Consider the following 22060-nt stretch of genomic DNA (forward strand, 5'->3'; position numbering starts at 1 on the left):
GCGGGAGGCTGGCCCGGAGCCGGGGGCTGGCCCGGTGCAGGGCGGGCGCCGGGACGTTCCTGGCCACCCGGTGCTGGGCGCTCCTGCCCGCCGGGCCGCTGGCGGCGCTGGTCCGGCCGGTCGTCATCGCCGGACTGCGCCTGCGCAAGCTGGAGCGATGGAGCGGCGAAACTGCCCTGCGACAACACGATGGCGGGGATGAGAGTGCCGATCAGGAGCAGGTTTTTCGTACGCATCATGACATCCGTTTCCAGTTGTTCTTCCGGAGATGAACGCCCCCGCGCCCTGAATTCCGAATGAACCGAAAACGGCCGAAATCGGGCACGGTTCCCGCTGACCCTGCGGCAACCGCCCGAAAATCGCGCTGATATCAGAGCCCAGCCTGCGCCTTCACATAGGCCGCGATCTCGGCATGCGTCGCGAACCAGACATCGCCCTTGGCCTTGGCGTGGCGCACCAGCTCCTCGAGGAGCCAGAAGCGCGAACGGTAGGTGATGATGTGCGGATGCATGGTCAGAAGGAAGAGCCCGCCTTCGGCATAGGCGCCGTCGAATTCGCGCTTGAAGATGTCGAACACCACTTCGGGCGAGGTGTAGGGCCGCAGCGCCTGGAAGCGGTTCATGTTGAAATAGACCGCGTCGTCGCGAATCCACTCGACCGGGAGCTCGACCATGCCGGTCGGCTCGCCCTTCTCGATGAGCTCATAGGGGTCGTCATCAGCGAAGAGCGATGAATCATAGATCAAGCCGAGCTCGCGCTCGATGGCGAGCGTCACCTCGGAAAAATCCCAGGACGGCGTGCGCATGCCGACCGGCCGGACGCCGGTGATCTTCTCCAGCGTATCGGCAGAGCGCAGGTGCAGCTCGCGCTCCGCCTCGGGCGGCACAGCGGTGTTGACCTCGTGGATCCAGCCATGGAGGCCGATCTCGTGGCCTTCCGCGATGACGCGGCGCTGTTCGTCGGGATAGAGCAGCGCCGTCACCGCCGGCACGAAGAAGCTCGCCTTGATCTCCTCGCGCGCCAGCATGGAGAGGATGCGCGGCATGCCGGCGCGATTGCCGTATTGGCCCCACGAGAGCCGGCCGACCGATTTGCCGCCATCGCGCAGTTCGTTGGTCTCGTGATCGACGTCGAAGGAGAGCGCCACGGCGCAACGCGCCCCGCCCGGCCAGCTCTTCGGCTTGAGATTGCGGCCGGCTCTCACCTGCTCGACCTTGCCGCGCCAAATCTCCTCCGGCCATTGCCAGGGCTTCAGTTCGGTCATGGCGTTCCTCCTCTAGCATCGGACCGAAACGTGGAATCCACTTTTCGGAATAATCCGATGCGATAACAATGTGATAGATCATCGTGATCGCGTCCGTTCGGACGCGCGATGATCTATGCTCACGCTGCCGCTTCGGGCAGCACCGGTACGGCCGCGAGCAGCCGCCTAGTGTAGTCGTGCTGCGGGTTGTCGTAGACCTCGCCTGCCGGCCCCTCCTCGACGATGCGGCCGCGATACATCACCGCGACCCGGTCGCAGAGATGCCGGACCACCGAGAGGTCGTGCGAGATGAAGATCAGGGTCAGGCCGAGCTCGGCCCGCAGGCGCATCAGCAGATTGATGATCTGCGCCTGGATCGAGACGTCGAGCGAGGCGACCGGCTCGTCGCAGACGACGAGATCGGGCTGCATGGCGAGCGCGCGGGCGATCGCGACGCGCTGGCGCTGGCCACCGGAGAACTGGTGCGGGTAGCGGTCGGCGAAGGCCGGATCGAGCCCGACCGCGGCCAGCCAGTCGCGGACATAGGTTGCACTGTCGGCCTTGCCGACCAGCCCATGGGCGAGCGGCCCCTCGGCGATGCCCTGGCCGATGCGCATGCGGGGATTAAGCGAGGCGAACGGGTCCTGGAAGATCGTCTGGATCCGAGTGGTGAGCTTCTTCGGCTCGGCCCCCTCGCTCATCACCGGCCGGCCCTCGAGGCGAACGGTGCCCGAGGACGGCGCATAAATGCCCGCCGCCATGCGCCCGAGCGTCGACTTGCCCGAGCCGGATTCGCCGACCAGCCCGAGCGCTTCGCCACGCGGCACGGTCAAGCTGACCTCGTCGACCGCCATCACGGTGGGAGGCGGCTGCAGCAGGCCGAGCTTCTGGCCGAGGCCACGCAGGGCGCCGGGCCGCGACTCGAAGCACTTGCTGACCCGATCGGCGACAAAATAGGGCGCGCCGGGTACCGGCGCGGCAGCGGCCGCCGCCAGCTTGCGGGCAGGCGGGGCGGCATCAGGGACGCCACCGCCACGCAGCAGCAGTTCGCCTGGCCTGGCGCGCGAAGGCAGCGAGTCGAGGAGGGCACGGGTATAGGCGTGCTGCGGGCGCGTCAGCACATCCAGCGTCGGGCCAGCCTCGACGATCTTGCCGAGCCGCATCACCGCGACGTGCTGGGCGATCGAAGCGACGGTGGCAAGATCATGGCTGATCCAGATCAGCGCCGTGCCGAGCTCGGCGACGAGCTCCTTCATCTCGGCCAGGATCTCGGCCTGGATGGAGACGTCGAGCGCCGTCGTCGGCTCGTCGCAGATGATCAGCTTCGGCCGGTGGAGCAGCGCGATCGCGATGGCAACGCGCTGGCGCATGCCGCCGGAGAGCTGGTGCGGATAGAAGTCGACGGTCGCTTCGGGGCGCGGGATGCGGACCTGCGCGAGGCCGGCGATGGCGCGCCGGCGGGCCTCGGCGGCGGAGACCTTCTCATGCGCCTCCAGCGCCAGCCGGATCTGTTCGCCGATGGTCAGGACCGGGTTCAGCGTCATCAGCGGGTCCTGGAAGACCATCGAGACGATGCGCCCGCGCAGCTTGCGCAACTCATCCGGCGGAAGGCCGACCAGTTCGCGGCCATCGAGCTTCACCGAACCGCCGGCGACACGACCGGGCGGGTCGATCAGGCCGATGATCGAGAAGCCGGTGACGCTCTTGCCCGACCCGGATTCGCCGACGAGCCCCATCACCTCGCCGCGCCGCAGCGAGAAGGAGACGCCGTCAACCGCCTTGACCACACTGGCGCGGGCGAAGAACTGCGTGGTGAGGTCGGCGACCTCGAGGAGCGGGGCGTCGGTCATGGCGTGCTCCCTTCTCCCCCTGCGGGAGAAGGTGCCGGCAGGCGGATGAGGGGTCGCGCGACCTTGAACGCCCATGCCCCTTCAAAACAGCAACCGATCCGCGTCGCGCGACCCCTCACCCCAACCCTCTCCCGCAGGGGGAGAGGGGGCAGGGCGGCGGCCAGTCCTGACGAGACTGCCCTCATCGCTTCAGCCTCGGATTGACCTGGTCGCGGATCTGGTCGCCGACCAGGTTGATCGCCACGATCAGCAGGATCAGGGCAAGGCCGGGATAGATCGAGATCCAGTAGCGGCCCGACAGCATGTACTGGAAGCCGTTGGCGATCAGCGAGCCCAGCGAAGGCTCGGTCACCGGCAGGCCGACGCCGAGGAAGGAGAGCGTCGCCTCCAGCGCGATGGCGTTGGCGACCTGCACAGTCGCGACCACGATCAAAGGCGGCAGGCAGTTCGGCAGGATGTGCCGCCAGATCACCTGCCGGGCCGGCAGCGGCGTCGACAGCGCCGCCTCGACATAGTCCTTGCCGCGCTCGGCCGAGGCGGCGCCATGGGCAGTGCGGGCGAAATAGGCGTATTGCGCGGCGACCAGCGCGGCGATGAGCTGCGCCTTGCCCTGGCCGAGCAGTGCCGAAATCACCAGCGCCAGCAGGATCGCCGGGAAGGCCAGCTGCAGGTCGATCACGCGCATGATGAAGGCCTCGCGCCGTCCGCCGAGATAGGCGGCGGCGATGCCGAGCGTGACGCCGATGGCGAAGGCGAAGGTCCCGGCGACCAGCCCCATCTGCAGGGAGATGCGCAGGCCATAGAGGATGGCCGAGAGCAGGTCGCGCCCCTGCGCGTCGGTGCCGAGCCAATGGGTATAGCCGCTGGAGCCGACATAGCCGGGGGGCCGGCGCGCATCGGAGAGGACGAGATTGGCGAGGTCGTAAGGGTTCTGCGGCGCGATCAGTGGGGCGAGCAGGGCGACGCCGATCATCAGGACGACGACGACGAGCGCCGCGACCGCGATGCGGCTCTCCCTGAACTCGCTCCAGAAGCGGGCGATGGGCGTTTCGGTCTTCATCCCGTCCGGCCCTTCCGCAAGCGCGGATCGAGCGCGAAATAGGTCATGTCGACCAGGAAGTTGATCATGATGAAGGCGAACGCGACCAGCATCAGATAGGCGACCATCACTGGCCTATCGAGCGACTGGATGGAGTCGATGATCAGCTTGCCGATGCCGGGCCAGGAGAAGATCGTCTCGGTCACCACCGCGAAGGCGAGCGTCGAGGCAAATTCCAGCCCGAAGACGGTGACGAGCGGAATCGAGATCAGGCGCAGGACATGCCGGCGCAGGATGACGCCCTCCGAGATGCCGGCGGCGCGGGCGAATTTCACGGTGTCGGTCAGCATGACTTCGCGCGTGCCGGCCCGCGCCAGCCGCGTCATCAGCGCGAGCTTGAAGAAGGCGAGGTTCAGCGCCGGCAGCAGGAGGTGCGAGAGTCCGTTGAGGGTCAGGAAGCTCCATTCGACCCCGAAGAGCGCGGCGGTCTCGCCGCGCCCGCCGGCTGGCAGCCATTGCAGCTCGACCGCGAAGGCCATGATCAGGACGAGGCCGATCCAGAAAGTCGGCACCGAGAAGCCGAGGATCGACAGCGCCATGATCAGCTTGGAGAGCGGGCTATCCGGCCGGTAGCCGGCATAGATGCCGGCGGGAATGCCGATCAGCGCCGCCCCCAGGACGGCCGCGAGGGTCAGCTCCAGCGTCGCCGGCAGGCGCGACAGGATGAGCTGGAGCACCGGCATGCCGAAGACGAAGGAGCGGCCGAAATCGCCGTGCAGGACACGGTCGAGAAAGGTGAGATACTGTTCCCAGAGCGGCTTATCCAGCCCGTAGCGGGCGATCGTCTCGAGCCGGATGTCCTGGCTGACATCGGGGCCGATCAGAACATCGATCGGGTTGCCGATGGCGTAGACGCCAACGAAGACCAGCACCGACATGACCAGCATGACGGCCAGCGCCTGCAGGACGCGCTCGATGACGTGGGTCAGCATCGGATGGACATTCGTCGCCGCTGCTTCGCAACCTCCATGCCAAGGAGAGGGGATTCGTTGCCGCTCTCCTGGATCGAGACAGCGGCGATATAGGTCATCACGGCCAGCTCTCGACCATCACCGCGCGCGTTTCCTCGACGCCGACGGCCCAGAGTGCCAGCATTTCCTCGTCCGGCCGCTGGTAGCGGCCATGGAAATTGCCGTCGCCGAGGATCTCGCGCTTCCGCTGCGGACTGGCGGCCTGGTAGAGCGCGGCATCGAAAGGCGGTTTCACCCCATCGGGCAAGCTCACGCCTTCGAGGCGGGTCCAGGGGAAGTTCTCCATCCACGAGGCATGCGAGGCGGCCGGGTCGACTGCCTTGACTGCCTCCTGGAAGCGGGAACCCGCCCACCAATTGTGCATCTTGACGCTGGCGTCGGGCCGCTTGCCCATCCACTCGGTCACCGCCGTCATCACCGGCGCATTGCCGCCATGGCCGTTGACCAGCACGATGCGGCGGAAGCCGGAACGGTAGACGCCTTCGAGCAGGTCTTCGAGCAGCGCAACATAAGTGGTCATCCGCAGCGAGATCGTGCCCGGATAGGCGGCGAAACCCGGCGTCATGCCATAGGCCTGCACCGGGAAGACCGGGATGCCGAGCGGCTCTGCCGCCTCGGCGGCGACACGCTCCGACAGGATCGCGTCAGTGGCAAGGCTCAAATAGGCGTGTTGTTCGACGCAGCCGAGCGGCAGCACGCAGCGATCGTCGCGCTTCGCCTGTTCCTCGATCTGCATCCAGTTCATCCGGGCGACGAGCACGGCCTGATCCTTGCGTTTCGGCGAAACCGCGTCATCCTTGACAGCGGTATACGGGACCGTCAAGTTCCATATGGAACTAAATTGGATGTCCGCGATGGCACGCGCCCCGACTTCCTTGTCCAAGCTCGACCGCGACCGCGAGGCGGCGCTGCGCGCGCTCGACCCGCTGACCGTCACCAAGCTCTGGGACAATCCCTGCTGGCTGTCGTTCAGGCTCAATTTCATCGCCTTCCGCTTCAACGACCCGGTCTATCGCTGGATCGAGACACGCTACGGCCTGGTGCGGCCGGAATTCGTCGCGCTTTACGCCGTCGGACTCAAGGGCGGCGTCGCGGCCAAGAACATCGTCGCCTCCGCCGGCCTGCCGAAGAACACGCTCTCGCGCGCGATCCAGAAGCTGCTGCAGCGGCGCCTGCTCAAGCGCGAGACCGATCCGGCCGATCTGCGCAGCTATGTGCTGGCGCTGACGCCAGCCGGGCGCGCCATCTTCGACGAGACCATGCCGATGATGGTGGGACAGCAGACTGCGATGCTCGCGGTGCTGACCGAAGCCGAGCAGAAGCAGCTCTGCGAATTGATGGACAAGATGGTGATCGCCTCCCCGGCGTGGCCTGCCGATCTCGAACCCGAAGGGACCTCAACATGACCAAGCCTTTGCCGCACTGGTCCCCGCGCTGGCGGACCGCCGCCCTCGCCGCCCTGATCGGGTTGCCGCTGTCCGGCGCCGCGATGGCGCAGACGCTGACGATCGGCGTGCGGGCCGGACCTGAATCGATCGACCCGCATTTCACCGCGACCGGCACCCATGCCGAAGCGCTGAAGCATGTCTTCGACACCCTGACCTGGTCGGGCGACAAGCTCCAGATCGAGCCGCGCCTCGCCTTGAGCTGGAAGGCGATCGAGCCCGCCGTCTGGGAGTTCAAGTTGCGCCCCGGCGTCAAGTTCCATGACGGCTCCGACTTCACCGCCGAGGACGTCAAGTTCTCGATCGAGCGCATCCCGGTCGTTGCCGGCCCGAACCCGACGACGATCTATGTCCGGCGCGTCAAGGAGGTGAAGATCGTCGATCCGCTCACCGTCCACATCGTCACCGACGGGCCCGCGCCGAACCTGCCGAACGATTTCATCCGCCTGTTCATCGTCTCGCACAAGGCTGCGGCCGGGCTGACCAAGGACAATGCCAACGACGCCTTCAACACCGGCAAGGCGGCGATCGGCACTGGCCCCTACAAGTTCGTGTCGTGGACCCCGAAGGACCAGCTCGTGCTCGAGCGCTTCGACGGCTATTGGGGCGAGAAGGAGCCGTGGCAGCGCGTGCTGCGCAAGGAATTACCGAACGACGCCGCCCGCGTCGCCCAGCTCAAGGCCGGCCAGGTCGACATCATCGTGCGCGCTCCGGCCTCCGACGTGCCGACGCTGAAGCGCGACGCCAAGCTCACGGTCGCCACGATCGACACGGTCTATGTCTTCAACATGGAGCTCGACATGCGGGACAAGTCCCCGCAGGTCAGCGCCAAGGACGGCTCGGCCCTGCCGAAGAACCCGCTGCAGGACGCCAAGGTGCGCGAGGCGATCGACCTTGCCATCGACCGGCCGGCGCTGGCCGAGATCGCGATGGAGGGCCTGGGCGCCCCGGTCAATCAGCTGGTGACCCCCGATATCGCCGGCTACAACAAGAGCCTGCCGCCGCTGAAGCCGGATCTCGCCAAGGCGAAGAAGCTGATGGAGGAAGCCGGCTATCCGGGCGGCTTCAAGGTCTCGTTCTCCTTCACCAATGACCGTCTGCCGGGCGATCGCCAGGTCGGCACCTCGATCGCGCAGATGCTGGCGCGGATCGGCATCGAGGTGAACGCGAACGCCCAGCCCGGCGCCGTCTTCTTCCCGGCGCGCCTGCGCGGCGAGTTCTCGATGTCGATGTCGGGCTGGGGCACGCTGACGGGCGAGGCGAATTACACGCTCTCCTCTGTCGTGCACTCGAACGACCCGGCCAAGAAGCTCGGCGCCTTCAACGTGCTCGCCTACAAGAACGCCGAGCTCGACAAGCTGATAGAGGATGCCGCGGTCGAGATGAACGAGGCCAAGCGCAACGACCTGCTCTCGCAGGCCAATGCCATCGTCGCCAAGGACCGGCCGCGCCTGCCGATCCTCGCCGTCGGCTCGGCCTGGGCGATGCAGAAAGCCAAGGTGACGATCCGCCCGCGCGTCGACGAGGACACCCTCGCGATGGACATCAAGCCGGCGAAGTGAGGCTGTTCTTCCTTCTCCCCCGAGGGGAGAAGGGATTGCACCTGAGGATTTCAGCATGACCATCGCCCTCGCCATCCATGGCGGCTGCGGCACCTTGCCCAAGGCCGAGATGACCGACGCCGAATGGGCCGAGGCCAAGGCCCATCTTGCCAAATCGCTGCGTGCCGGCTGGGCCGTCCTCGCCAATGGCGGCAGCGCTGTCGATGCCGTCGAGGCCGCCGTGCTGGTGATGGAGGATTCCGTCCATTTCAACGCCGGCCATGGCGCCGCCTTCAATGCCGATGGCGAGCATGAGCTCGACGCCTCGATCATGGACGGCTCGACCCTGGCGGCCGGCGCGCTCTGCGCGGTCAAGCGTATCCGCAACCCGGTCAGCGCCGCCAAGGCGCTGATGCATCGCGGCGATCCGCTCCTGCTGACCGGCCCGGCCGGCGATGCCTTCGCCCAGACCGAGGGTCTCGACATCGTCGAGAACGAGTATTTCTCGACGGAGCGGCGGCGCAAGAACCTCGCCTCGATGAAGATCCGCGAGCTTGTCGGCACCGCCGGCGAAGCGAGCGAGGCCGAGAAGCACGGCACGGTCGGCGCGGTCGCGCTCGACGCCAACGGCCATCTCGCCGCCGCGACCTCGACCGGCGGCTACACCAACAAGCCTCCGGGCCGCGTCGGCGATTCCCCGATCATCGGCGCCGGCACCTATGCCCGCGACGGGCGCTGCGCGGTCTCGGGTACGGGCAAGGGCGAGTTCTTCATCCGCTACTGCATCGGCCACGAGATCGCGTCGCTGGTCGGCTATGCCGGCCTCTCGCTGAAGGAGGCGGCCGACCGCGCCATCGCCGAGCTCACCGCGCACAAGATCGGAGCCGGGCTCGTCGCCGTCGGCGCCGATGGCGCGATCGTCGCGCCCTATAATTCCGAGGGCATGTATCGGGGCTGGGTGACGCCGGACGGGCTCGTCCATGTCGCAACCCATGCCGATGTCGAGGTGATGGGGCAGGCATGACGACCGAACCCATCCTGATCTGGGGCGCCGGCGCGATCGGCGGCGTGCTCGGCGCTTATTGGGCAAGGGCCGGGGTTCCTGTGCTGCTGGTCGACATCGTCGCGGAACATGTCGAGGCCTGCCGGACGACGGGGCTGGCGATCACCGGGCCGGTCGAAGAATTCCGGCAGGTGGTCCCGGCGGTAACGCCGCAGGAATTGACCGGTACCTATTCGCGCATCGTGCTGGCGGTGAAGGCTGGCGCCACCGAAGCTGCGCTTGCCGCCCTGAAGCCGCATCTCGCCGCCGATGGCTTCGTGCTCTCGGCCCAGAACGGGCTCAACGAGATCACCATCGCCAAGGCGGTCGGCGAGCAGCGGACGATGGGCTGCTTCGTCAATTTCGGCGCCGACTGGCATGGGCCGGGCGAGATCCTCTACGGCAATCGCGGCGCCGTGGTCGTCGGCGAGCTTGACGGGGCGATGACCGACCGCGTGCGCGAGATGCACCGGCTGCTCGCAATTTTCGAGCCGGACGCGATTCTGACCGACAACATCTACGGCTACCTCTGGGGCAAGCTCGCCTATGGCGCGATGCTGTTCGGCACCGCCCTCACCAACGACTCGATGTCGGCGAATTTCGCCGATCCGCAGCGGCTGCCGGTCTGGCTGGCGCTCGGGCGCGAGGTCGGCGCGGTCGCGGCGGCACGCGGCGTCACCTCGCTCGGCTTCGGCGAATTCGACCCTGCCGTGTTCGCGCCGGGCGCGCCGGAAGGTCCGCAGGTCGAGACGATTGCCTGGCTCGCCGACTACACCTCGAAGACGGCCAAGACCCATTCCGGCATCTGGCGCGATCTTGCCGTGCGCAAGCGCAAGACCGAAGGCCAGGCGCAGATCGGCATCATCTCACGGCTCGGCCACGAGGTCGGCGTCGCCACGCCGGCCCTGGAACTGTTGGTATCCCTGATTCAGGACATCGAGGGCGGCCACCGCCCGATGTCCCTGGACACGCTGAAGGTCCTGATCGAGCAATGCAGATCCGCTTCGACAACCGCGTAGCCCTCGTTACCGGCGCCGCCCAGGGCATCGGCCGCGCCATCGCCGCCGCGCTGGCCGAGGCCGGCGCGAAGGTCCATCTCGCCGATCTCGATGCGGAGGGCGTCACCGCCAGCGCGGACGCACTCGGCGCGAGCGCCCATGTCGCCGATCTCGGCAGCCCGGAGACCACGAAGGAGCTGGTCGGCAAGCTCCTTGCGAGCGAGGGCCGACTCGACCTGCTGGTCAACGCCGCCGGCGGCGTGCGCGGCCAGGTCGGCCGGCCGATCGAGGAGATATCCGAGAGCGACTGGCGCGCCGTCTTCGCCGCCAATGTCGATGCCGCCTTCTTCCTGTCGCAGGCGGCGGCGCCGGCGATGAAGCAGGCGGGATATGGCCGCATCGTCAACATTTCCTCCGGCGCCGGCCTGCGGCCGAGCCTGACCGGCATCCAGGCCTATGCCAGCGCCAAGCACGCTTTGGTCGGGCTGACCAAGCAGCTCGCCTGGGAATTCGGCCCTGATGGCATCACCGTGAACTCGGTCGCGCCCGGCTTCGTCCGCTCCAACCCGGCGACCGAGCGGCAATGGGAGTCCTACGGCACGGACGGCCAGAAGCGGCTGATCGAGGGCATCCATACCCGCAAGCTCGGCACAGCCGAGGACATCGCCCATGCCAGCCTGTTCTTCCTCTCCGAGCAGGCAGGCTGGGTAACCGGCCAGATCCTCTCGGTCGATGGCGGCCGGTCCTGAGAGGACCAGACGCTCGCGACGCCCATCGGCATCACCAGACCGCGAACTGCTCAAGCCGGCGGCAGCCCCGCCTGTTTTTCGACGATTGACAAACTGCGAAACGCAGTCGAGATTTCATACGCATACAAACGAATTTCCACCTTGGCTTGTTGCAGTGCGCTGCACTGGCCTAGGGTAGGAAATCGCGCAGCGAGGGGCTGTGGATGCGTAAGACGTGCGATCAACGGGAGAGCCATCGAATGGACCGTCGCCAATTCGTCAGCGGAGCTGCGCTCGGCGCCGTCGCGCTGGCCACGCCGTCTCTGCTGCGCGCCCAAGGCGCGCCGATCAAGATCGGCGAGATCAACAGCTACACCTCTCAGCCGGCCTTCCTGAAGCCCTATCGCCAGGGCTGGGAGCTGGCGCTGGAGCAGGTCAACGCCGCCGGCGGCGTGCTCGGCCGCAAGGTCGAGACCCTGTTCCGCGACGATGCCGGCAAGCCCGAGGATTCGGTGCGGCTCGCCGGCGAACTGATCAACGCCGAGAAGGTCGACCTGCTTTCGGGCGGCTTCCTCTCCAATGTCGGCCTCGCCATCGCCGACTACGCCCTGCAGAACAAGCGGCTCTATGTCGCCTCCGAGCCGCTCTCGGACGCGATCGTCTGGGCCAAGGGCAACCGCTACACCTTCCGCCTGCGGCCCTCGACCTACATGCAGGCGGCGATGCTGGTCGAGGAAGCGGCCAAGCTCCCGGCCAAGAAGTGGGCGCTCGTTGCGCCGAACTACGAATACGGCCAGTCGGCGGTGAAGTGGTTCAAGGAGCTGCTGAAGAAGGCCAAGCCGGACGTCGAGTTCGTCGCCGAGCAGTTCCCGGCGCTCGGGCGCATCGACGCCGGCGCGACCGTGCAGGCGCTCGAGGCGGCCAAGCCCGACGCGATCTTCAACGTCACCTTCGCCGCCGACCTCTCGAACTTCGTGCGCCAGGGCAATACCCGCGGGCTGTTCGAAGGCCGCACGGTCGTCTCGATGCTGACCGGCGAGCCTGAATATCTCGACCCGCTCGGTGCCGAGACGCCGGTCGGCTGGATCGTCACCGGCTATCCGCATGCCGACATCCAGACGCCAGATCACGTCAAGTTCCGCGACGCCTACAAGGCGAAGTACAACGACTATCCGCGCCTCGGCTCGGTCGTCGGCTTCGACACCATGAACGCCATCGCTGCCGGCATCGCCAAGGCCGGCACGACCGACAACGAGAAGCTCATCGACGCCATGAAGGGGTTGAAGTTCACCTCGGCCTTCGGCCCGGTGGAGTTCCGCGCCTCCGACCATCAGTCGACGCTCGGCGCCTATGTCGGCAAGACCGCGGTCAAGGACGGCAAGGGCGTGATGGTCGACTGGCGCTACGCCGACGGCGCCAAATACCTGCCTTCGGATGCAGAGGTGAAGACGCTCCGCCCGGCGGGCTGAAGCGCCGGAGTTCGACCTGATCTAGACTAGGATACCCGGCCGCAGCGCCCCGCTGCGGCCGCGGGAGGATTGCGCCCTTTTTTCGGTTGTTTCGACGGGACCTCGCATGATCGATCTGATCTTCGCGCAGACGCTCAACGGCCTGGCCTCGGCCTCGTCGCTCTTCCTCGTCGCCTGCGGGCTGTCGATCATCTTCGGCGTGACGCGGATCGTGAATTTCGCGCACGGCTCCTTCTACATGCTCGGCGCCTATCTCGCCTTCACGCTGGTGTCCCGCTTCGGCCCGGCCGATGCGCTCGGCTTCTGGGGCGGGGTGCTGCTCGCGGCGCTGATCGTCGCGGCGCTCGGCGCCATCGTCGAGATCATCATCCTGCGCCGGATCTACCAGGCGCCGGAGCTGTTCCAGCTGCTCGCGACCTTCGGCCTCGTGCTGATGGTGCAGGACATTGCGCTCGGCATCTGGGGACCGGAGGACAAGCTCGGCCCGCGCGCGCCGGGCTTCAAGAGCTTCGTCGTGCTGATGGGCAGCCGCTTCCCGAGCTACGAGCTCTTCCTGATCGTGGTCGGGCCGATCATGCTCGGCCTGCTCTGGTTCCTGTTCCAGAAGACGCGCTGGGGCACTTTGGTGCGCGCCGCGACGCAGGATCGCGAGATGGTCGGCGCGCTCGGCGTCAACCAGCGCCTGCTCTTCACCTCCGTCTTCGCCTTCGGCGCCGGCCTTGCAGCTCTCGGCGGGGCGCTGCAGCTCCCGCGCGAGGCGGTGAACCTGCACATGGACCTCTCCATGATCTCGGAGGCCTTCGTCGTCGTGGTCGTCGGCGGGCTCGGCAGCGTCACCGGCGCCTATCTCGCGGCGGTGCTGATCGGCATCATCCACGCCTTCGGCATCCTGGTCTTCCCGAAGATCACGCTGGTTCTGGTTTTCCTGGTGATGGCCGTCGTGCTGGTGATCAAGCCCTATGGGCTGATGGGCAAGCGCCCGGTCGGCAGCGCCCATGCCCATGGCCCGGTCGAGCCGCTGCTGCTGCCCGCCAGCCATAACGTCAAGCTGATCGGCCTCGCCGCGCTCGCCGTGCTGCTGCTCGCGCCCTTCATCGTTGCCGACCACTGGCTGCTGACGCTGACCGAGCTCTCGATCTTCGCGCTCTTCGCGGCATCGCTGCACTTCATGATGGGGCCGGGCGGCATGGCGTCCTTCGGCCACGCCGCCTATTTCGGCCTCGGCGCCTATGGCGCGGCGCTGGCGGTGAAGTGGCTGGGCATGCCGATGCTGCCGGCGCTCGCCTTCGCGCCCTTCCTCGCCGGCATCGCCGGCTTCGTCTTCGGCTGGTTCTGCGTGCGGCTCTCCGGCGTCTACTTGGCCATGCTGACGCTGGCCTTCGCCCAGATCGCCTGGGCGACCGCCTTCCAATGGGTCGACGTCACCGGCGGCGACAACGGCATTCTGGGCGTCTGGCCGGCGGCCTGGGCGAGCTCGAAGCTGGTCTATTACTATCTCGCACTGGCGATCTGCGTCGCCGCGATCCTCTGCCTTCGCGTCATCGTCTTTGCGCCCTTCGGCTATGCCTTGCGGGCCGGGCGCGACAGCCCGCTCCGGGCCGAGGCGATCGGCCTGCCGGTGATGCGCATCCAGTGGATCGCCTTCATCATCGCCGCCTTCGCCGCCGGCATCGCCGGCGCCCTTTTCGCCTTCTTCAAGGGCTCGGTCTTCCCGACCTATATGGCGATCCCGCGCTCGGTCGACGGGCTGCTGATGGTGCTGCTCGGCGGCGTCCAGACCGTGTCGGGCCCGATCGTCGGCGCCTTCGCCTATATGGGCCTGCAGGAGCAGCTGATGAAGGCTACGATGTACTGGCGTTTCGTCCTGGGCGCCTCGATCGTGCTGCTCGTCATCCTGTTCCCGCGCGGCCTCGTCGGCACGGCGCTCGCCTTCGCCGAGCGACGCCGCGAAGCTGAACCCGCCGCTCCAGTCGCCGCCACGCCGGAGCCCGCGCGATGACCCCGGTCCTCGAAGTCCGCAATCTCGGGAAATCCTTCGGCGGCGTGCGCGCCGTCGACGATGTCAGCTTCTCGGTTGAGGCCGGCAAGCTCTTGGCGCTGATCGGCCCGAACGGCGCCGGCAAGACGACCTGCTTCAACATGCTGAACGGCCAGCTCCCGTCCGACCGCGGCGAGGTGATCTTCGACGGCCGGACGATCACCGGCCTGAAGCCCCGCGAGGTCTGGCGCCTCGGCGTCGGCCGCACCTTCCAGATCACCGCGACCTTCGCCTCGATGAGCGTACGCGAGAACGTGCAGATGGCGCTGATCTCGCATGCCGGCGAGACCTGGACCCTGTTCGGCCGGGCCAAGGACCGCCATGTCGCCGAGGCCGACGCGCTGCTTAGCCAAGTCGGCATGCTCGACCAGGCCGAGCGTGCCTGCGGCGTCCTCGCCTATGGTGATCTGAAGCGGGTCGAGCTCGCGGTCGCGATCGCCAACAAGCCGAAGCTTCTGCTGATGGACGAGCCGACCGCCGGCATGGCACCGCGCGAGCGCATCGCGCTCATGGCGCTGACCGCCGAGATCGCCCGGGAGCGCGGCATCGCCGTGCTGTTCACCGAGCACGATATGGACGTGGTCTTCGCCCATTCCGACGCGATCCTGGTGCTCGACCGCGGCAAGCTGATCGCCAAGGGCCGGGCCGAGGAGGTCCGCAACGATCCGGCCGTGCGCGCGGTCTATCTCGGCTCCGGCGCGACCTCGGGAGGGCACTGATGCTCGAGATCGAAGGCCTCAACGCCTATTATGGCCGCGCCCATATCCTGCACGGCGTCGGCTTCTCGATGGGGCGCGGCGAGGTGCTGGCGCTGATGGGCCGCAACGGCGCCGGCAAGTCGACGACGATGAAGGCGGTGATGGGGCTGGTGCCGCCGCAGGCCGGCCGCGTCACCTTCGAGGGGCACACCATCGTCGGGCGCGAGCCGTTCGAGATCGCCCGCCTCGGCATCGGCTATGTGCCGGAGGAGCGCCGCGTCTTCTCCGAACTCAGCGTGATGGAGAACCTTTCCGTCGCGCAGCGGCCGAAGCGCGAGGGCGCGCCGCACTGGACGCCGGAGCGGTTGTTCCAGCTCTTCCCCAATCTCGGGCGCATGCGCGACCGGCCCGGCGGAGCGATGTCGGGCGGCGAGCAACAGATGCTGACGATCGCCCGCACGCTGATGGGCAATCCCAAGCTCGTCCTGCTCGACGAGCCCTCCGAAGGCCTCGCGCCGGTGATCGTCGAGGAGATGGCCAAGACCATCCTGGCGCTGAAGGGCGAAGGGCTCTCGGTGCTGATCTCGGAGCAGAACCTGCACTTCGCCGGCTCGGTCGCCGACCGCGCCACCATCATCGAGAAGGGCTTGATCCACTTCACCGGCACGATGGACGAGCTCAAGGCGGATGAGGCGGTGCGGGCGCAGTATCTGTCGGTGTGAGCGATCGTTTGCGGAACCGCGCCGTCATTCCGGGGCGCTGCGCAGCAGCGAGCCCGGAACCCATGATCACGACGTCGTTCCAGATCGTCATGCTCGCCCTTGTGGCGAGCATCCACGTCTTGAACACCGCGTTTCATCAGCAATGCAAAGACGTGGATGGTCGGGACGAGCCCGACCATGACGGTAGTGCGGTGTTCATGGATTCCGGGCTCTTCGCTTCGCGAAGCCCCGAAAAGACGACAAGTGGCGCCCAAACAAAAAACCCCGGAAGCTCGCGCTTCCGGGGCAGGTGCCCGGCCGTGACCACGGCCAGGGGGAGGAGTCTTTACCAGCCGGCGAGGACCGAGCCCTTGAAGCGCTCGGCAACGAAGGCCTTGATCTCGGGGGTGTGATAGGAGGCGAGCAGCGCCTTGACCCAGGGCTTGTCCTTGTCGGCCTCGCGCACGGCGATCAGGTTGACATAGGGGCCCTTCGGGTCCTCGCGCAGGATCGCCGAGGTCGGCTCGATCTTGGCGTCGACGGCGTAGTTGGTGTTGATCGCAGCGGCGGCGACGTCGGCCAGCGAGCGCGGCGTCTGGGCGGCCTCGATCTCGATGATCTTCAGCTTCTTCGGGTTGCTGACGATGTCGGCGACGGTCGGCTTGAAGCCGACGCCGTCCTTCAGCTTGATCGCGCCCTTGTCCTGCAGCAGCAGCAGCGAGCGGCCGCCATTGGTCGGGTCGTTCTGGATCGCGACGGTGGCGCCGTCCGGCACCTCGGTCCAGCTCTTGTACTTCGACGAGTAGATGCCGAGCGGGAAGTTCACGGTCAGGCCGACGCTGACCAGCTTGAAGCCGCGATCCTTCACCTGGTTGTCGAGATAGGGCTGGTTCTGGAACGAGTTCGCCTCGAGCTCGCCGGCGGCCAGCGCCTGGTTCGGCACGACATAGTCGGAGAACTCGATGATCTTGAGGTCGAGGCCGTTCTTGGCGGCGATCGGCTTCACCTTCTCGAGGATCTCGGCATGCGGGCCGGGCGAGGCGCCGATGCGGACGACCTGGTTCTGCTGGGCGAGTGCCGGGGCGGTGAAGGCGACGGCGGCGAGCGCGGTCGCGAGGATGATCCTGCGGGTGGTCATGGGAGGAGCTCCGTTACGAAGAGGGATTGGGAGGAAGGCTTTGGGTTTCACCAGCTCGGAAGGATCGAGCCCTTGAAGCGCTCGGCGACGAACGTCTTGATTTCGGGAGAACGATAGCTCTCGACCAGCGCCTGGACGAAAGGCTTGTCCTTGTCGGCGCTGCGCACTGCGATCAGGTTGGTATAGGGACCCTTCGGCTCCTCGCGCAGGATCGCCGAGTTTGGGTCGATCTTGGCGTCAACGGCATAGCTGGTGTTGATCGCGGCCGCCGCGACATCGGCGAGCGAGCGGACGGTCTGCCCCGCCTCGATCTCGATGACCTTGAGCTTTTTCGGGTTCTCGGTGATGTCGAGGACGGTCGGCTTGAAGCCGGTGCCCGGCTTCAGCTTGATCACGCCCTTGTCCTGCAGCAGCAGGAGCGCGCGGCCGCCATTGGTCGGGTCGTTCTGGATGGCGACGGTCGCGCCCTCCGGCACTTCGGCCCAGCTCTTGTACTTCTGGGAGTAGATGCCCATCGGGAAGTTCACGGTCGTCGCAGCGCTGACGATCTTGAAGCCGCGATCCTTCACCTGATTGTCGAGATAGGGCTGGTGCTGGAAGGCATTGGCCTCGAGGTCGCCGGTGTCGAGCGCCTGGTTCGGGATGACGAAGTCCGAGAACTCGAAGATCTTGAGATCGTAGCCCTTCTTGGCGAGCACCGGCTTGATCTGCTCGACGATCTCGGCATGCGGGCCCGGCGTGACACCGATGCGGATCACCTGGTTCTGCTGGGCGAAAGCGCCGCTAGCGGACAAGGAGAGGGCGGCGGCCGCAGCGAGCAGGCTACGGCGGGAGAGGAGATCAGGCATCTTCTGTTTCCAGCAATCAGTAGTGAGTAGGCAGTCGCTCAGGCGTGGCGCAGGCGCTTGTTGAGGCGGCGCGACAGTCGGTCGCCGACGCTCTGCACGGTCTGGACGAGAACGATCAGTACGGCGACGACGATCGCCATCACATCCGGCATGAAGCGCTGATAGCCATAGCGGATGCCGAGATCGCCCAAGCCCCCGCCGCCGACCGCACCGACCATGGCCGAGAAGCCGAGCAGGCTGACGAGAGCGAGCGTCAGGCCGAGCACGATCGCCGGCAGCGCCTCGGGCACCAGCACCTTGCGGACGATCTGCAGCGGGGTCGCACCCATCGAACGGGCCGCCTCGACCAGGCCCTGGTCGACCTCGCGGATCGCGCCTTCGATCAGGCGCGCGATGAACGGCGTCGCCGCCACGGTCAGCGGCACGGTCGCGGCGAAGGTGCCGATCGAGGTACCAGCGATCAGCCGGGTGAAGGGAATGATTGCGACGACCAGGATGATAAAGGGCGTCGAACGCGTCGCATTGACCAGCGCACCGAGCACCGCATTGACCGCAGGCGCCGCGAAGAGCTCGCCCTTCTTGCTGGTGGCGAGGAAGACACCGAGCGGCAGGCCGAGCGCCGTGCCGAGGCCGGCGGCGATCGCGACCATCAATAGCGTGTCGCCGGTCGCCTCGATGATCAGACGGATGAGTTCAGGAGACATGGCCGACCAGCTCCGCCTTGAGATCGAGGGATTTCAGCGCGCCGAAGACGGCGGCAAGCTCGGGTTCGCTCGCCGGCACCGAGACCAGCAGGCTGCCGAAGGGCTTGTCGCCGATCGCATCGATGCGGCCGGCGAGGATGTTGACGTCGACGCCGATCACGGCGCTGAGGCGGCTGATCACCGGCGTCGTCGCATTCTCGCCGGTGAAGGCGATGCGCAGTACGGCGCTGTCGCCGGCGAGCGCCTGTTTATGGATGCGGCCGGCCAGGTATTCGGGAACCTCGACGCCGGTCACCGCCTCGACGAAGCTCGCCGTGGTCGGATGGCGCGGCCGGGTCATCACCTCGAAGGTCTCGCCCTCCTCGACGATGTGGCCGCCCTCGATCACCGCGACGCGGTCGCAGATTTCCTTGATCACCGGAATCTCGTGGGTGATCAGCAGGATGGTGATGCCGAGCTCGCGGTTGACCTGCTTCAGCAGCGCGAGGATCGCGCGGGTCGTCTCGGGGTCGAGCGCCGAGGTCGCCTCGTCGCAGAGCAATACCTTCGGCTCGGTCGCCAGCGCCCGGGCGATGCCGACGCGCTGCTTCTGGCCGCCGGAGAGCTCGGCCGGGTAGCGCTCGCGCTTGTCGGCGAGCCCGACCAAAGCGAGCAGGCGAGAGACCTGCGCCTCGATCTTCGCCCTGGGCACGCCGGCGATCTCCAGCGGCAGCGCGACATTGTCGAACACCGTGCGCGACGACAGCAGGTTGAAATGCTGGAAGATCATGCCAGTGGCGCGCCGACGCTCGCGCCAGCCGGCCTCGGTCAGGTTGGTGACGTCCTCGCCCTCGATCAGGATGCGGCCGGAGGTGGCGCGCTCCAGCCCGTTGACGAGGCGGATCAGCGTCGACTTGCCGGCGCCGGAGCGGCCGATCACGCCGACGATGCTGCCGCGCGGCACGACGAGATCGATGCCGGCGAGCGCCGTCACCGGCTCCTGGCTGTCACGGCCAGCGAAGGTCTTGCCGACTCCCTCGAAGCGAATGATCGCATCGGCGGACGGCACTGGAAGGATGTCCTCGACGCGAAAGGCGCCGGGCTTCACGGGGGCGTTCATCATGTCCTCAGAAATGCGTGTGGCACGACCAGTGCGCAATGCCCAATTGCTCGAGCGTGACCTCGCGGATCGAGCGGCGGCGCTCCTCGGCGCCGAGCTCGGCGAGGGAGCGCTCCAGCCAGCGCGGCTCGCTCGGTTCGGCGGGCACGGCCCGCTCGAACCAGGCGGTGATCGCCGCGCGCAGTGTCTCGAACAGCGTCACCGACGTGCTCCTCAGGCCGCCAGGCGCAGGCCGGGGCGCGAACGGACGAGCTGGCGCGCTGCCAGTTCGGCCGCGACCGGCGTGGCGAAACGCTGGCCTTCGAGCCGGTCGAAGGCGGCCGAGGCGGAGATGAAGGTGAAGAAGCGCTCATCGGCGCCGCGGGCGACGAGGCCCGCCTGGGTTTCGCCGATCTCGATGACATAGGCTTGGCGGGCCGGCGGGCTGGGAATGACCTGGGACTGGAACGACATGGTGATCTTCGCCGCGTTGCGGCGCCCTGTATGGCGGTGATGTCGGAGGTGATGCCGCGGAACGGCGTCAGCGCTGGATCAGCGACGACAACAACACATCATCGAACGGACGATCGGTTCGACAGGGCGAAGAACGGAGCCGGTCATGTTCATCTCCTCAAGCTGGGGAGCCCACGACCACGTCGTGGCGCTTTAGCGTTTGGTGACGCGGCGCAAGCTGCTCGCTCAAATCTCCGCGGCCATCGGTGACCCGACGACGTCCGCAATCTAGGCAATCTCGTTCTGCATGTCAATCCAAACGTTCTTTTAAAGGTACGCTCCGATCAGGAAGAGCCTTTCGCCGAACGGGCGGAGAAGGAAATTTTCTTTTCCGGTGCAGCCCATTCCTCCCTCGTCGTAGAACAACATGCCATTCTGGCTTCGCGAGGCCGACCTGCTATCGTCCGCACCGACTCACGGCGGGGATGCGATGAACGACAGGACGGACAGCGCCAGCATCGTGGACGGGCGGATGACGCTGCCGGGCGTGGCCGGTGCCTTCGTGCAGGACGTAGCCAGGCCGCTCGCCTTCACGGCGAACGGGCTCGTCGCGATCTCCGGGCATGAGTGGCGCGATGGCGTGCTGCACGACGCCGCCCGGATCGAAGGCCATGCCCGGCCCGATGGCGCGACGCTCGCCCGGATCGACCAGGCGGGACCGGCGCAGGAGCTGTCGCTGACGATCCGCTCCTTCCCCGGCGACAGCGCGCCATTGCTGCGGCTGAGCTTTCCCGCGGGGGCACAGGGCGATCTCGACGCCCGGCTCGCCGCCGAGCTCTTCCTGCCGCAGCCCTTGTTCGCAGGGCTGCGGAAAGATCTCGCCGAGGGTCGCGCCGGCAGCCTCTCCTTGACCGCGACGACCAATCTCTGGCTGCACGAGGGCGCCGGCGACGAGGAGCCGCCGGTCTTCCATTTCGCACCGGAGACCGATAGCCGGCCGGCGCAGGCGCATGGCCGGGTGCAGAGCATCAGCTGGCAGCCTGCGGAAGCGGCCGACCCGGCCCTCCTTCCGGCCGGGCAGCCGGATCAGGAAGCCGAGCCGCCGGAGGACCCGGTCGCCGAACAGCTCCGGCGGATCAACTGGAGCCTGAAGCAGGTCCTGATCATCCTCGTCTTCCTGATGCTGATCATCGCGTTGAAATAAGGCTCACTCGCCCTGCGAGCGCTGGTTTCCTTGCGTCTCGTAGACCTGCTCGTTCTCGATCCATTTGCCGTCGAGGCCGCGGCCGCGGTTGAGCTGCGTCTTGTCGCGATTGGAGAGCACCTTGTGGTCCTGAAGCGAGACCGGCCGCGTGCTCGTCGCGCCGGTGCCATCGCCCTTGCCCTTGATGCTCGGACCGAGCTTGCCGCCTGCATTGGCCATCATCGTCTCCTTTGCGTGCGTTGAGCCCCCTCGCTTAGCCAACGCCTCGGCCCGGCGATGGTTCGCCTGCGAACTTCGCCGGCAGCCCTGCGTTGTCCCTGATGCAGCCCAGGAGGCGTCCATGCTCGACATCCTGCCCGCCGCCGACCATGTCGCGGCCTTCCGCATCACCGGCACGCTCGACGAGCCCGATTTCGACAGGCTGATCGCCGAGATCGAGAGCAAGCTCGAACGCCACGAGAAGCTCGGCATTCTCGCCGATCTCACCGGTTTCGAGGACATGACGTTCCGCGCCGGCCTGAAGGATGCCCGCTACGGCTTCGGCAAGATCCTGCAATGGCATCGCTTCCCGCGCGAGGCTGTCGTCACCGACAAGGGCTGGATCGAGATGCTGGTCGCCATCGCCGGGCCGCTCGTGCCCTTCGTCGAGGTCAGGAGCTTCAAGCCGGATGCCTTCAACGCGGCTTTGGCCTGGGCGAGCGAGATCGAGGGCGGGCCGAACGCCTGACGTCCCCGGGGCGCTGCGGGAGCACAACGAAGATGAACGCCAGCGAACTATTCCGTTCAGGCGGAGTTCTGGACAGACCCGCTTT

23 protein-coding genes and 1 pseudogene are annotated in these 22060 nt (G+C 67.1%); 11 read left to right on the forward strand and 13 right to left on the reverse strand.

Annotated features, from left to right (window positions below; genetic code table 11):
• From AC1DS0_RS23945 to AC1DS0_RS23970, 6 genes and pseudogenes are all read right to left on the reverse strand, one after another.
• A pseudogene (locus tag AC1DS0_RS23945) lies at window positions 1-239 on the reverse strand (hypothetical protein); the annotation flags it as partial.
• 131 nt (window positions 240-370) lie between these two features.
• The gene (locus AC1DS0_RS23950) at window positions 371-1264 is read right to left on the reverse strand and encodes a polysaccharide deacetylase family protein (RefSeq protein ID WP_476816739.1); all 894 of its coding nucleotides are present in this window, start codon (window positions 1262-1264) and stop codon (window positions 371-373) included.
• A 119-nt stretch (window positions 1265-1383) separates the two neighbouring features.
• Complete coding sequence (locus tag AC1DS0_RS23955) at window positions 1384-3093, reverse strand: dipeptide ABC transporter ATP-binding protein (RefSeq protein ID WP_476816740.1); 1710 nt, start codon at window positions 3091-3093, stop codon at window positions 1384-1386.
• Window positions 3094-3274: 181 nt separating this feature from the next.
• Window positions 3275-4153 carry an ABC transporter permease gene (locus tag AC1DS0_RS23960; protein WP_476816741.1) on the reverse strand — a complete coding sequence of 293 codons (879 nt, stop codon included), beginning with the start codon at window positions 4151-4153 and terminating at the stop codon, window positions 3275-3277.
• Entirely contained in the window at window positions 4150-5124 is a 975-nt protein-coding gene (locus AC1DS0_RS23965; protein WP_476816742.1) for an ABC transporter permease, read from the reverse strand. Before AC1DS0_RS23965 ends, AC1DS0_RS23960 begins: the two co-directional genes overlap by 4 nt.
• Before the next feature lie 97 nt (window positions 5125-5221).
• A complete protein-coding gene (locus AC1DS0_RS23970) occupies window positions 5222-5923 on the reverse strand; it encodes a creatininase family protein (protein WP_476816743.1) in 702 nt (233 codons plus the stop codon).
• Between the two features lie 94 nt (window positions 5924-6017).
• Between AC1DS0_RS23970 and AC1DS0_RS23975 the strand changes: the two genes are divergently transcribed.
• The 9 genes from AC1DS0_RS23975 to AC1DS0_RS24015 all read left to right on the forward strand — a co-directional run bounded on the left by AC1DS0_RS23975 (window position 6018) and on the right by AC1DS0_RS24015 (window position 15844).
• Complete coding sequence (locus AC1DS0_RS23975) at window positions 6018-6569, forward strand: MarR family winged helix-turn-helix transcriptional regulator (protein ID WP_159650236.1); 552 nt, start codon at window positions 6018-6020, stop codon at window positions 6567-6569.
• Window positions 6566-8170, forward strand: coding sequence for an ABC transporter substrate-binding protein (locus AC1DS0_RS23980; protein ID WP_476816744.1), 1605 nt, complete (start codon window positions 6566-6568; stop codon window positions 8168-8170). Before AC1DS0_RS23975 ends, AC1DS0_RS23980 begins: the two co-directional genes overlap by 4 nt.
• 55 nt (window positions 8171-8225) lie before the next feature.
• Complete coding sequence (locus tag AC1DS0_RS23985; RefSeq protein WP_476816745.1) at window positions 8226-9173, forward strand: isoaspartyl peptidase/L-asparaginase family protein; 948 nt, start codon at window positions 8226-8228, stop codon at window positions 9171-9173.
• Window positions 9170-10210: a ketopantoate reductase family protein gene (locus AC1DS0_RS23990; protein WP_476816746.1), complete on the forward strand. Its 1041-nt coding sequence runs from the start codon at window positions 9170-9172 to the stop codon at window positions 10208-10210. The genes AC1DS0_RS23985 and AC1DS0_RS23990 overlap by 4 nt, the downstream gene beginning before the upstream one ends.
• Window positions 10183-10938, forward strand: a complete 756-nt coding sequence (locus AC1DS0_RS23995; RefSeq protein ID WP_476816747.1) for an SDR family NAD(P)-dependent oxidoreductase — start codon at window positions 10183-10185, stop codon at window positions 10936-10938. Before AC1DS0_RS23990 ends, AC1DS0_RS23995 begins: the two co-directional genes overlap by 28 nt.
• A 239-nt stretch (window positions 10939-11177) precedes the next feature.
• Entirely contained in the window at window positions 11178-12386 is a 1209-nt protein-coding gene (locus AC1DS0_RS24000) for an ABC transporter substrate-binding protein (RefSeq protein ID WP_152016057.1), read from the forward strand.
• Window positions 12387-12492: 106 nt separating this feature from the next.
• A complete protein-coding gene (locus AC1DS0_RS24005; protein WP_476816748.1) occupies window positions 12493-14385 on the forward strand; it encodes an ABC transporter permease in 1893 nt (630 codons plus the stop codon).
• Window positions 14382-15143, forward strand: coding sequence for an ABC transporter ATP-binding protein (locus AC1DS0_RS24010; RefSeq protein WP_057189039.1), 762 nt, complete (start codon window positions 14382-14384; stop codon window positions 15141-15143). The genes AC1DS0_RS24005 and AC1DS0_RS24010 overlap by 4 nt, the downstream gene beginning before the upstream one ends.
• The gene (locus tag AC1DS0_RS24015; RefSeq protein WP_476816899.1) at window positions 15140-15844 is read left to right on the forward strand and encodes an ABC transporter ATP-binding protein; all 705 of its coding nucleotides are present in this window, start codon (window positions 15140-15142) and stop codon (window positions 15842-15844) included. The genes AC1DS0_RS24010 and AC1DS0_RS24015 overlap by 4 nt, the downstream gene beginning before the upstream one ends.
• Window positions 15845-16169: 325 nt before the next feature.
• Here AC1DS0_RS24015 and AC1DS0_RS24020 read toward each other — a convergent pair whose 3' ends face one another.
• From AC1DS0_RS24020 to AC1DS0_RS24045, 6 genes are read right to left on the reverse strand one after another with little or no spacing between them, the layout of a single operon-like run.
• Window positions 16170-16961 (reverse strand): MetQ/NlpA family ABC transporter substrate-binding protein, encoded by a 792-nt coding sequence (locus AC1DS0_RS24020; RefSeq protein WP_476816749.1) that lies wholly within the window; start codon window positions 16959-16961, stop codon window positions 16170-16172.
• 47 nt (window positions 16962-17008) lie between these two features.
• A complete protein-coding gene (locus AC1DS0_RS24025; protein ID WP_476816750.1) occupies window positions 17009-17809 on the reverse strand; it encodes a MetQ/NlpA family ABC transporter substrate-binding protein in 801 nt (266 codons plus the stop codon).
• Between the two features lie 38 nt (window positions 17810-17847).
• Window positions 17848-18513 (reverse strand): methionine ABC transporter permease, encoded by a 666-nt coding sequence (locus tag AC1DS0_RS24030; RefSeq protein ID WP_126114307.1) that lies wholly within the window; start codon window positions 18511-18513, stop codon window positions 17848-17850.
• Window positions 18503-19612 carry a methionine ABC transporter ATP-binding protein gene (locus AC1DS0_RS24035; RefSeq protein ID WP_476816751.1) on the reverse strand — a complete coding sequence of 370 codons (1110 nt, stop codon included), beginning with the start codon at window positions 19610-19612 and terminating at the stop codon, window positions 18503-18505. The genes AC1DS0_RS24030 and AC1DS0_RS24035 overlap by 11 nt, the downstream gene beginning before the upstream one ends.
• Window positions 19613-19619: 7 nt before the next feature.
• Window positions 19620-19814: a hypothetical protein gene (locus tag AC1DS0_RS24040; protein WP_476816752.1), complete on the reverse strand. Its 195-nt coding sequence runs from the start codon at window positions 19812-19814 to the stop codon at window positions 19620-19622.
• Window positions 19815-19825: 11 nt separating this feature from the next.
• Window positions 19826-20065, reverse strand: coding sequence for a hypothetical protein (locus tag AC1DS0_RS24045; protein ID WP_091835058.1), 240 nt, complete (start codon window positions 20063-20065; stop codon window positions 19826-19828).
• A gap of 469 nt (window positions 20066-20534) precedes the next feature.
• On the opposite strand from AC1DS0_RS24045, the gene AC1DS0_RS24050 reads away from it, so the two are divergent.
• Window positions 20535-21248: a hypothetical protein gene (locus tag AC1DS0_RS24050; protein WP_476816753.1), complete on the forward strand. Its 714-nt coding sequence runs from the start codon at window positions 20535-20537 to the stop codon at window positions 21246-21248.
• A gap of 3 nt (window positions 21249-21251) precedes the next feature.
• On the opposite strand, the gene AC1DS0_RS24055 is transcribed toward AC1DS0_RS24050, so the two are convergent.
• Window positions 21252-21467, reverse strand: a complete 216-nt coding sequence (locus AC1DS0_RS24055; protein WP_476816754.1) for a hypothetical protein — start codon at window positions 21465-21467, stop codon at window positions 21252-21254.
• 121 nt (window positions 21468-21588) lie between these two features.
• On the opposite strand from AC1DS0_RS24055, the gene AC1DS0_RS24060 reads away from it, so the two are divergent.
• Window positions 21589-21975 (forward strand): SpoIIAA family protein, encoded by a 387-nt coding sequence (locus AC1DS0_RS24060; protein WP_476816755.1) that lies wholly within the window; start codon window positions 21589-21591, stop codon window positions 21973-21975.
• Window positions 21976-22060 lie beyond the last annotated feature (85 nt).

The organism is Allobosea sp. P4_H5 (assembly GCF_056400825.1).

Bases quoted from the DNA above. Each gene is read 5' to 3' on its own strand.
- AC1DS0_RS23950 (WP_476816739.1), bottom strand. From the start codon at position 1,264: ATGACCGAACTGAAGCCCTGGCAATGGCCGGAGGAGATTTGGCGCGGC.
- AC1DS0_RS23955 (WP_476816740.1), bottom strand. From the start codon at position 3,093: ATGACCGACGCCCCGCTCCTCGAGGTCGCCGACCTCACCACGCAGTTC.
- AC1DS0_RS23960 (WP_476816741.1), bottom strand. From the start codon at position 4,153: ATGAAGACCGAAACGCCCATCGCCCGCTTCTGGAGCGAGTTCAGGGAG.
- AC1DS0_RS23965 (WP_476816742.1), bottom strand. From the start codon at position 5,124: ATGCTGACCCACGTCATCGAGCGCGTCCTGCAGGCGCTGGCCGTCATG.
- AC1DS0_RS23975 (WP_159650236.1), top strand. From the start codon at position 6,018: ATGGCACGCGCCCCGACTTCCTTGTCCAAGCTCGACCGCGACCGCGAG.
- AC1DS0_RS23980 (WP_476816744.1), top strand. From the start codon at position 6,566: ATGACCAAGCCTTTGCCGCACTGGTCCCCGCGCTGGCGGACCGCCGCC.
- AC1DS0_RS23985 (WP_476816745.1), top strand. From the start codon at position 8,226: ATGACCATCGCCCTCGCCATCCATGGCGGCTGCGGCACCTTGCCCAAG.
- AC1DS0_RS23990 (WP_476816746.1), top strand. From the start codon at position 9,170: ATGACGACCGAACCCATCCTGATCTGGGGCGCCGGCGCGATCGGCGGC.
- AC1DS0_RS23995 (WP_476816747.1), top strand. From the start codon at position 10,183: ATGCAGATCCGCTTCGACAACCGCGTAGCCCTCGTTACCGGCGCCGCC.
- AC1DS0_RS24000 (WP_152016057.1), top strand. From the start codon at position 11,178: ATGGACCGTCGCCAATTCGTCAGCGGAGCTGCGCTCGGCGCCGTCGCG.
- AC1DS0_RS24005 (WP_476816748.1), top strand. From the start codon at position 12,493: ATGATCGATCTGATCTTCGCGCAGACGCTCAACGGCCTGGCCTCGGCC.
- AC1DS0_RS24010 (WP_057189039.1), top strand. From the start codon at position 14,382: ATGACCCCGGTCCTCGAAGTCCGCAATCTCGGGAAATCCTTCGGCGGC.
- AC1DS0_RS24020 (WP_476816749.1), bottom strand. From the start codon at position 16,961: ATGACCACCCGCAGGATCATCCTCGCGACCGCGCTCGCCGCCGTCGCC.
- AC1DS0_RS24025 (WP_476816750.1), bottom strand. From the start codon at position 17,809: ATGCCTGATCTCCTCTCCCGCCGTAGCCTGCTCGCTGCGGCCGCCGCC.
- AC1DS0_RS24030 (WP_126114307.1), bottom strand. From the start codon at position 18,513: ATGTCTCCTGAACTCATCCGTCTGATCATCGAGGCGACCGGCGACACG.
- AC1DS0_RS24035 (WP_476816751.1), bottom strand. From the start codon at position 19,612: ATGAACGCCCCCGTGAAGCCCGGCGCCTTTCGCGTCGAGGACATCCTT.
- AC1DS0_RS24045 (WP_091835058.1), bottom strand. From the start codon at position 20,065: ATGTCGTTCCAGTCCCAGGTCATTCCCAGCCCGCCGGCCCGCCAAGCC.
- AC1DS0_RS24050 (WP_476816753.1), top strand. From the start codon at position 20,535: ATGAACGACAGGACGGACAGCGCCAGCATCGTGGACGGGCGGATGACG.
- AC1DS0_RS24055 (WP_476816754.1), bottom strand. From the start codon at position 21,467: ATGGCCAATGCAGGCGGCAAGCTCGGTCCGAGCATCAAGGGCAAGGGC.
- AC1DS0_RS24060 (WP_476816755.1), top strand. From the start codon at position 21,589: ATGCTCGACATCCTGCCCGCCGCCGACCATGTCGCGGCCTTCCGCATC.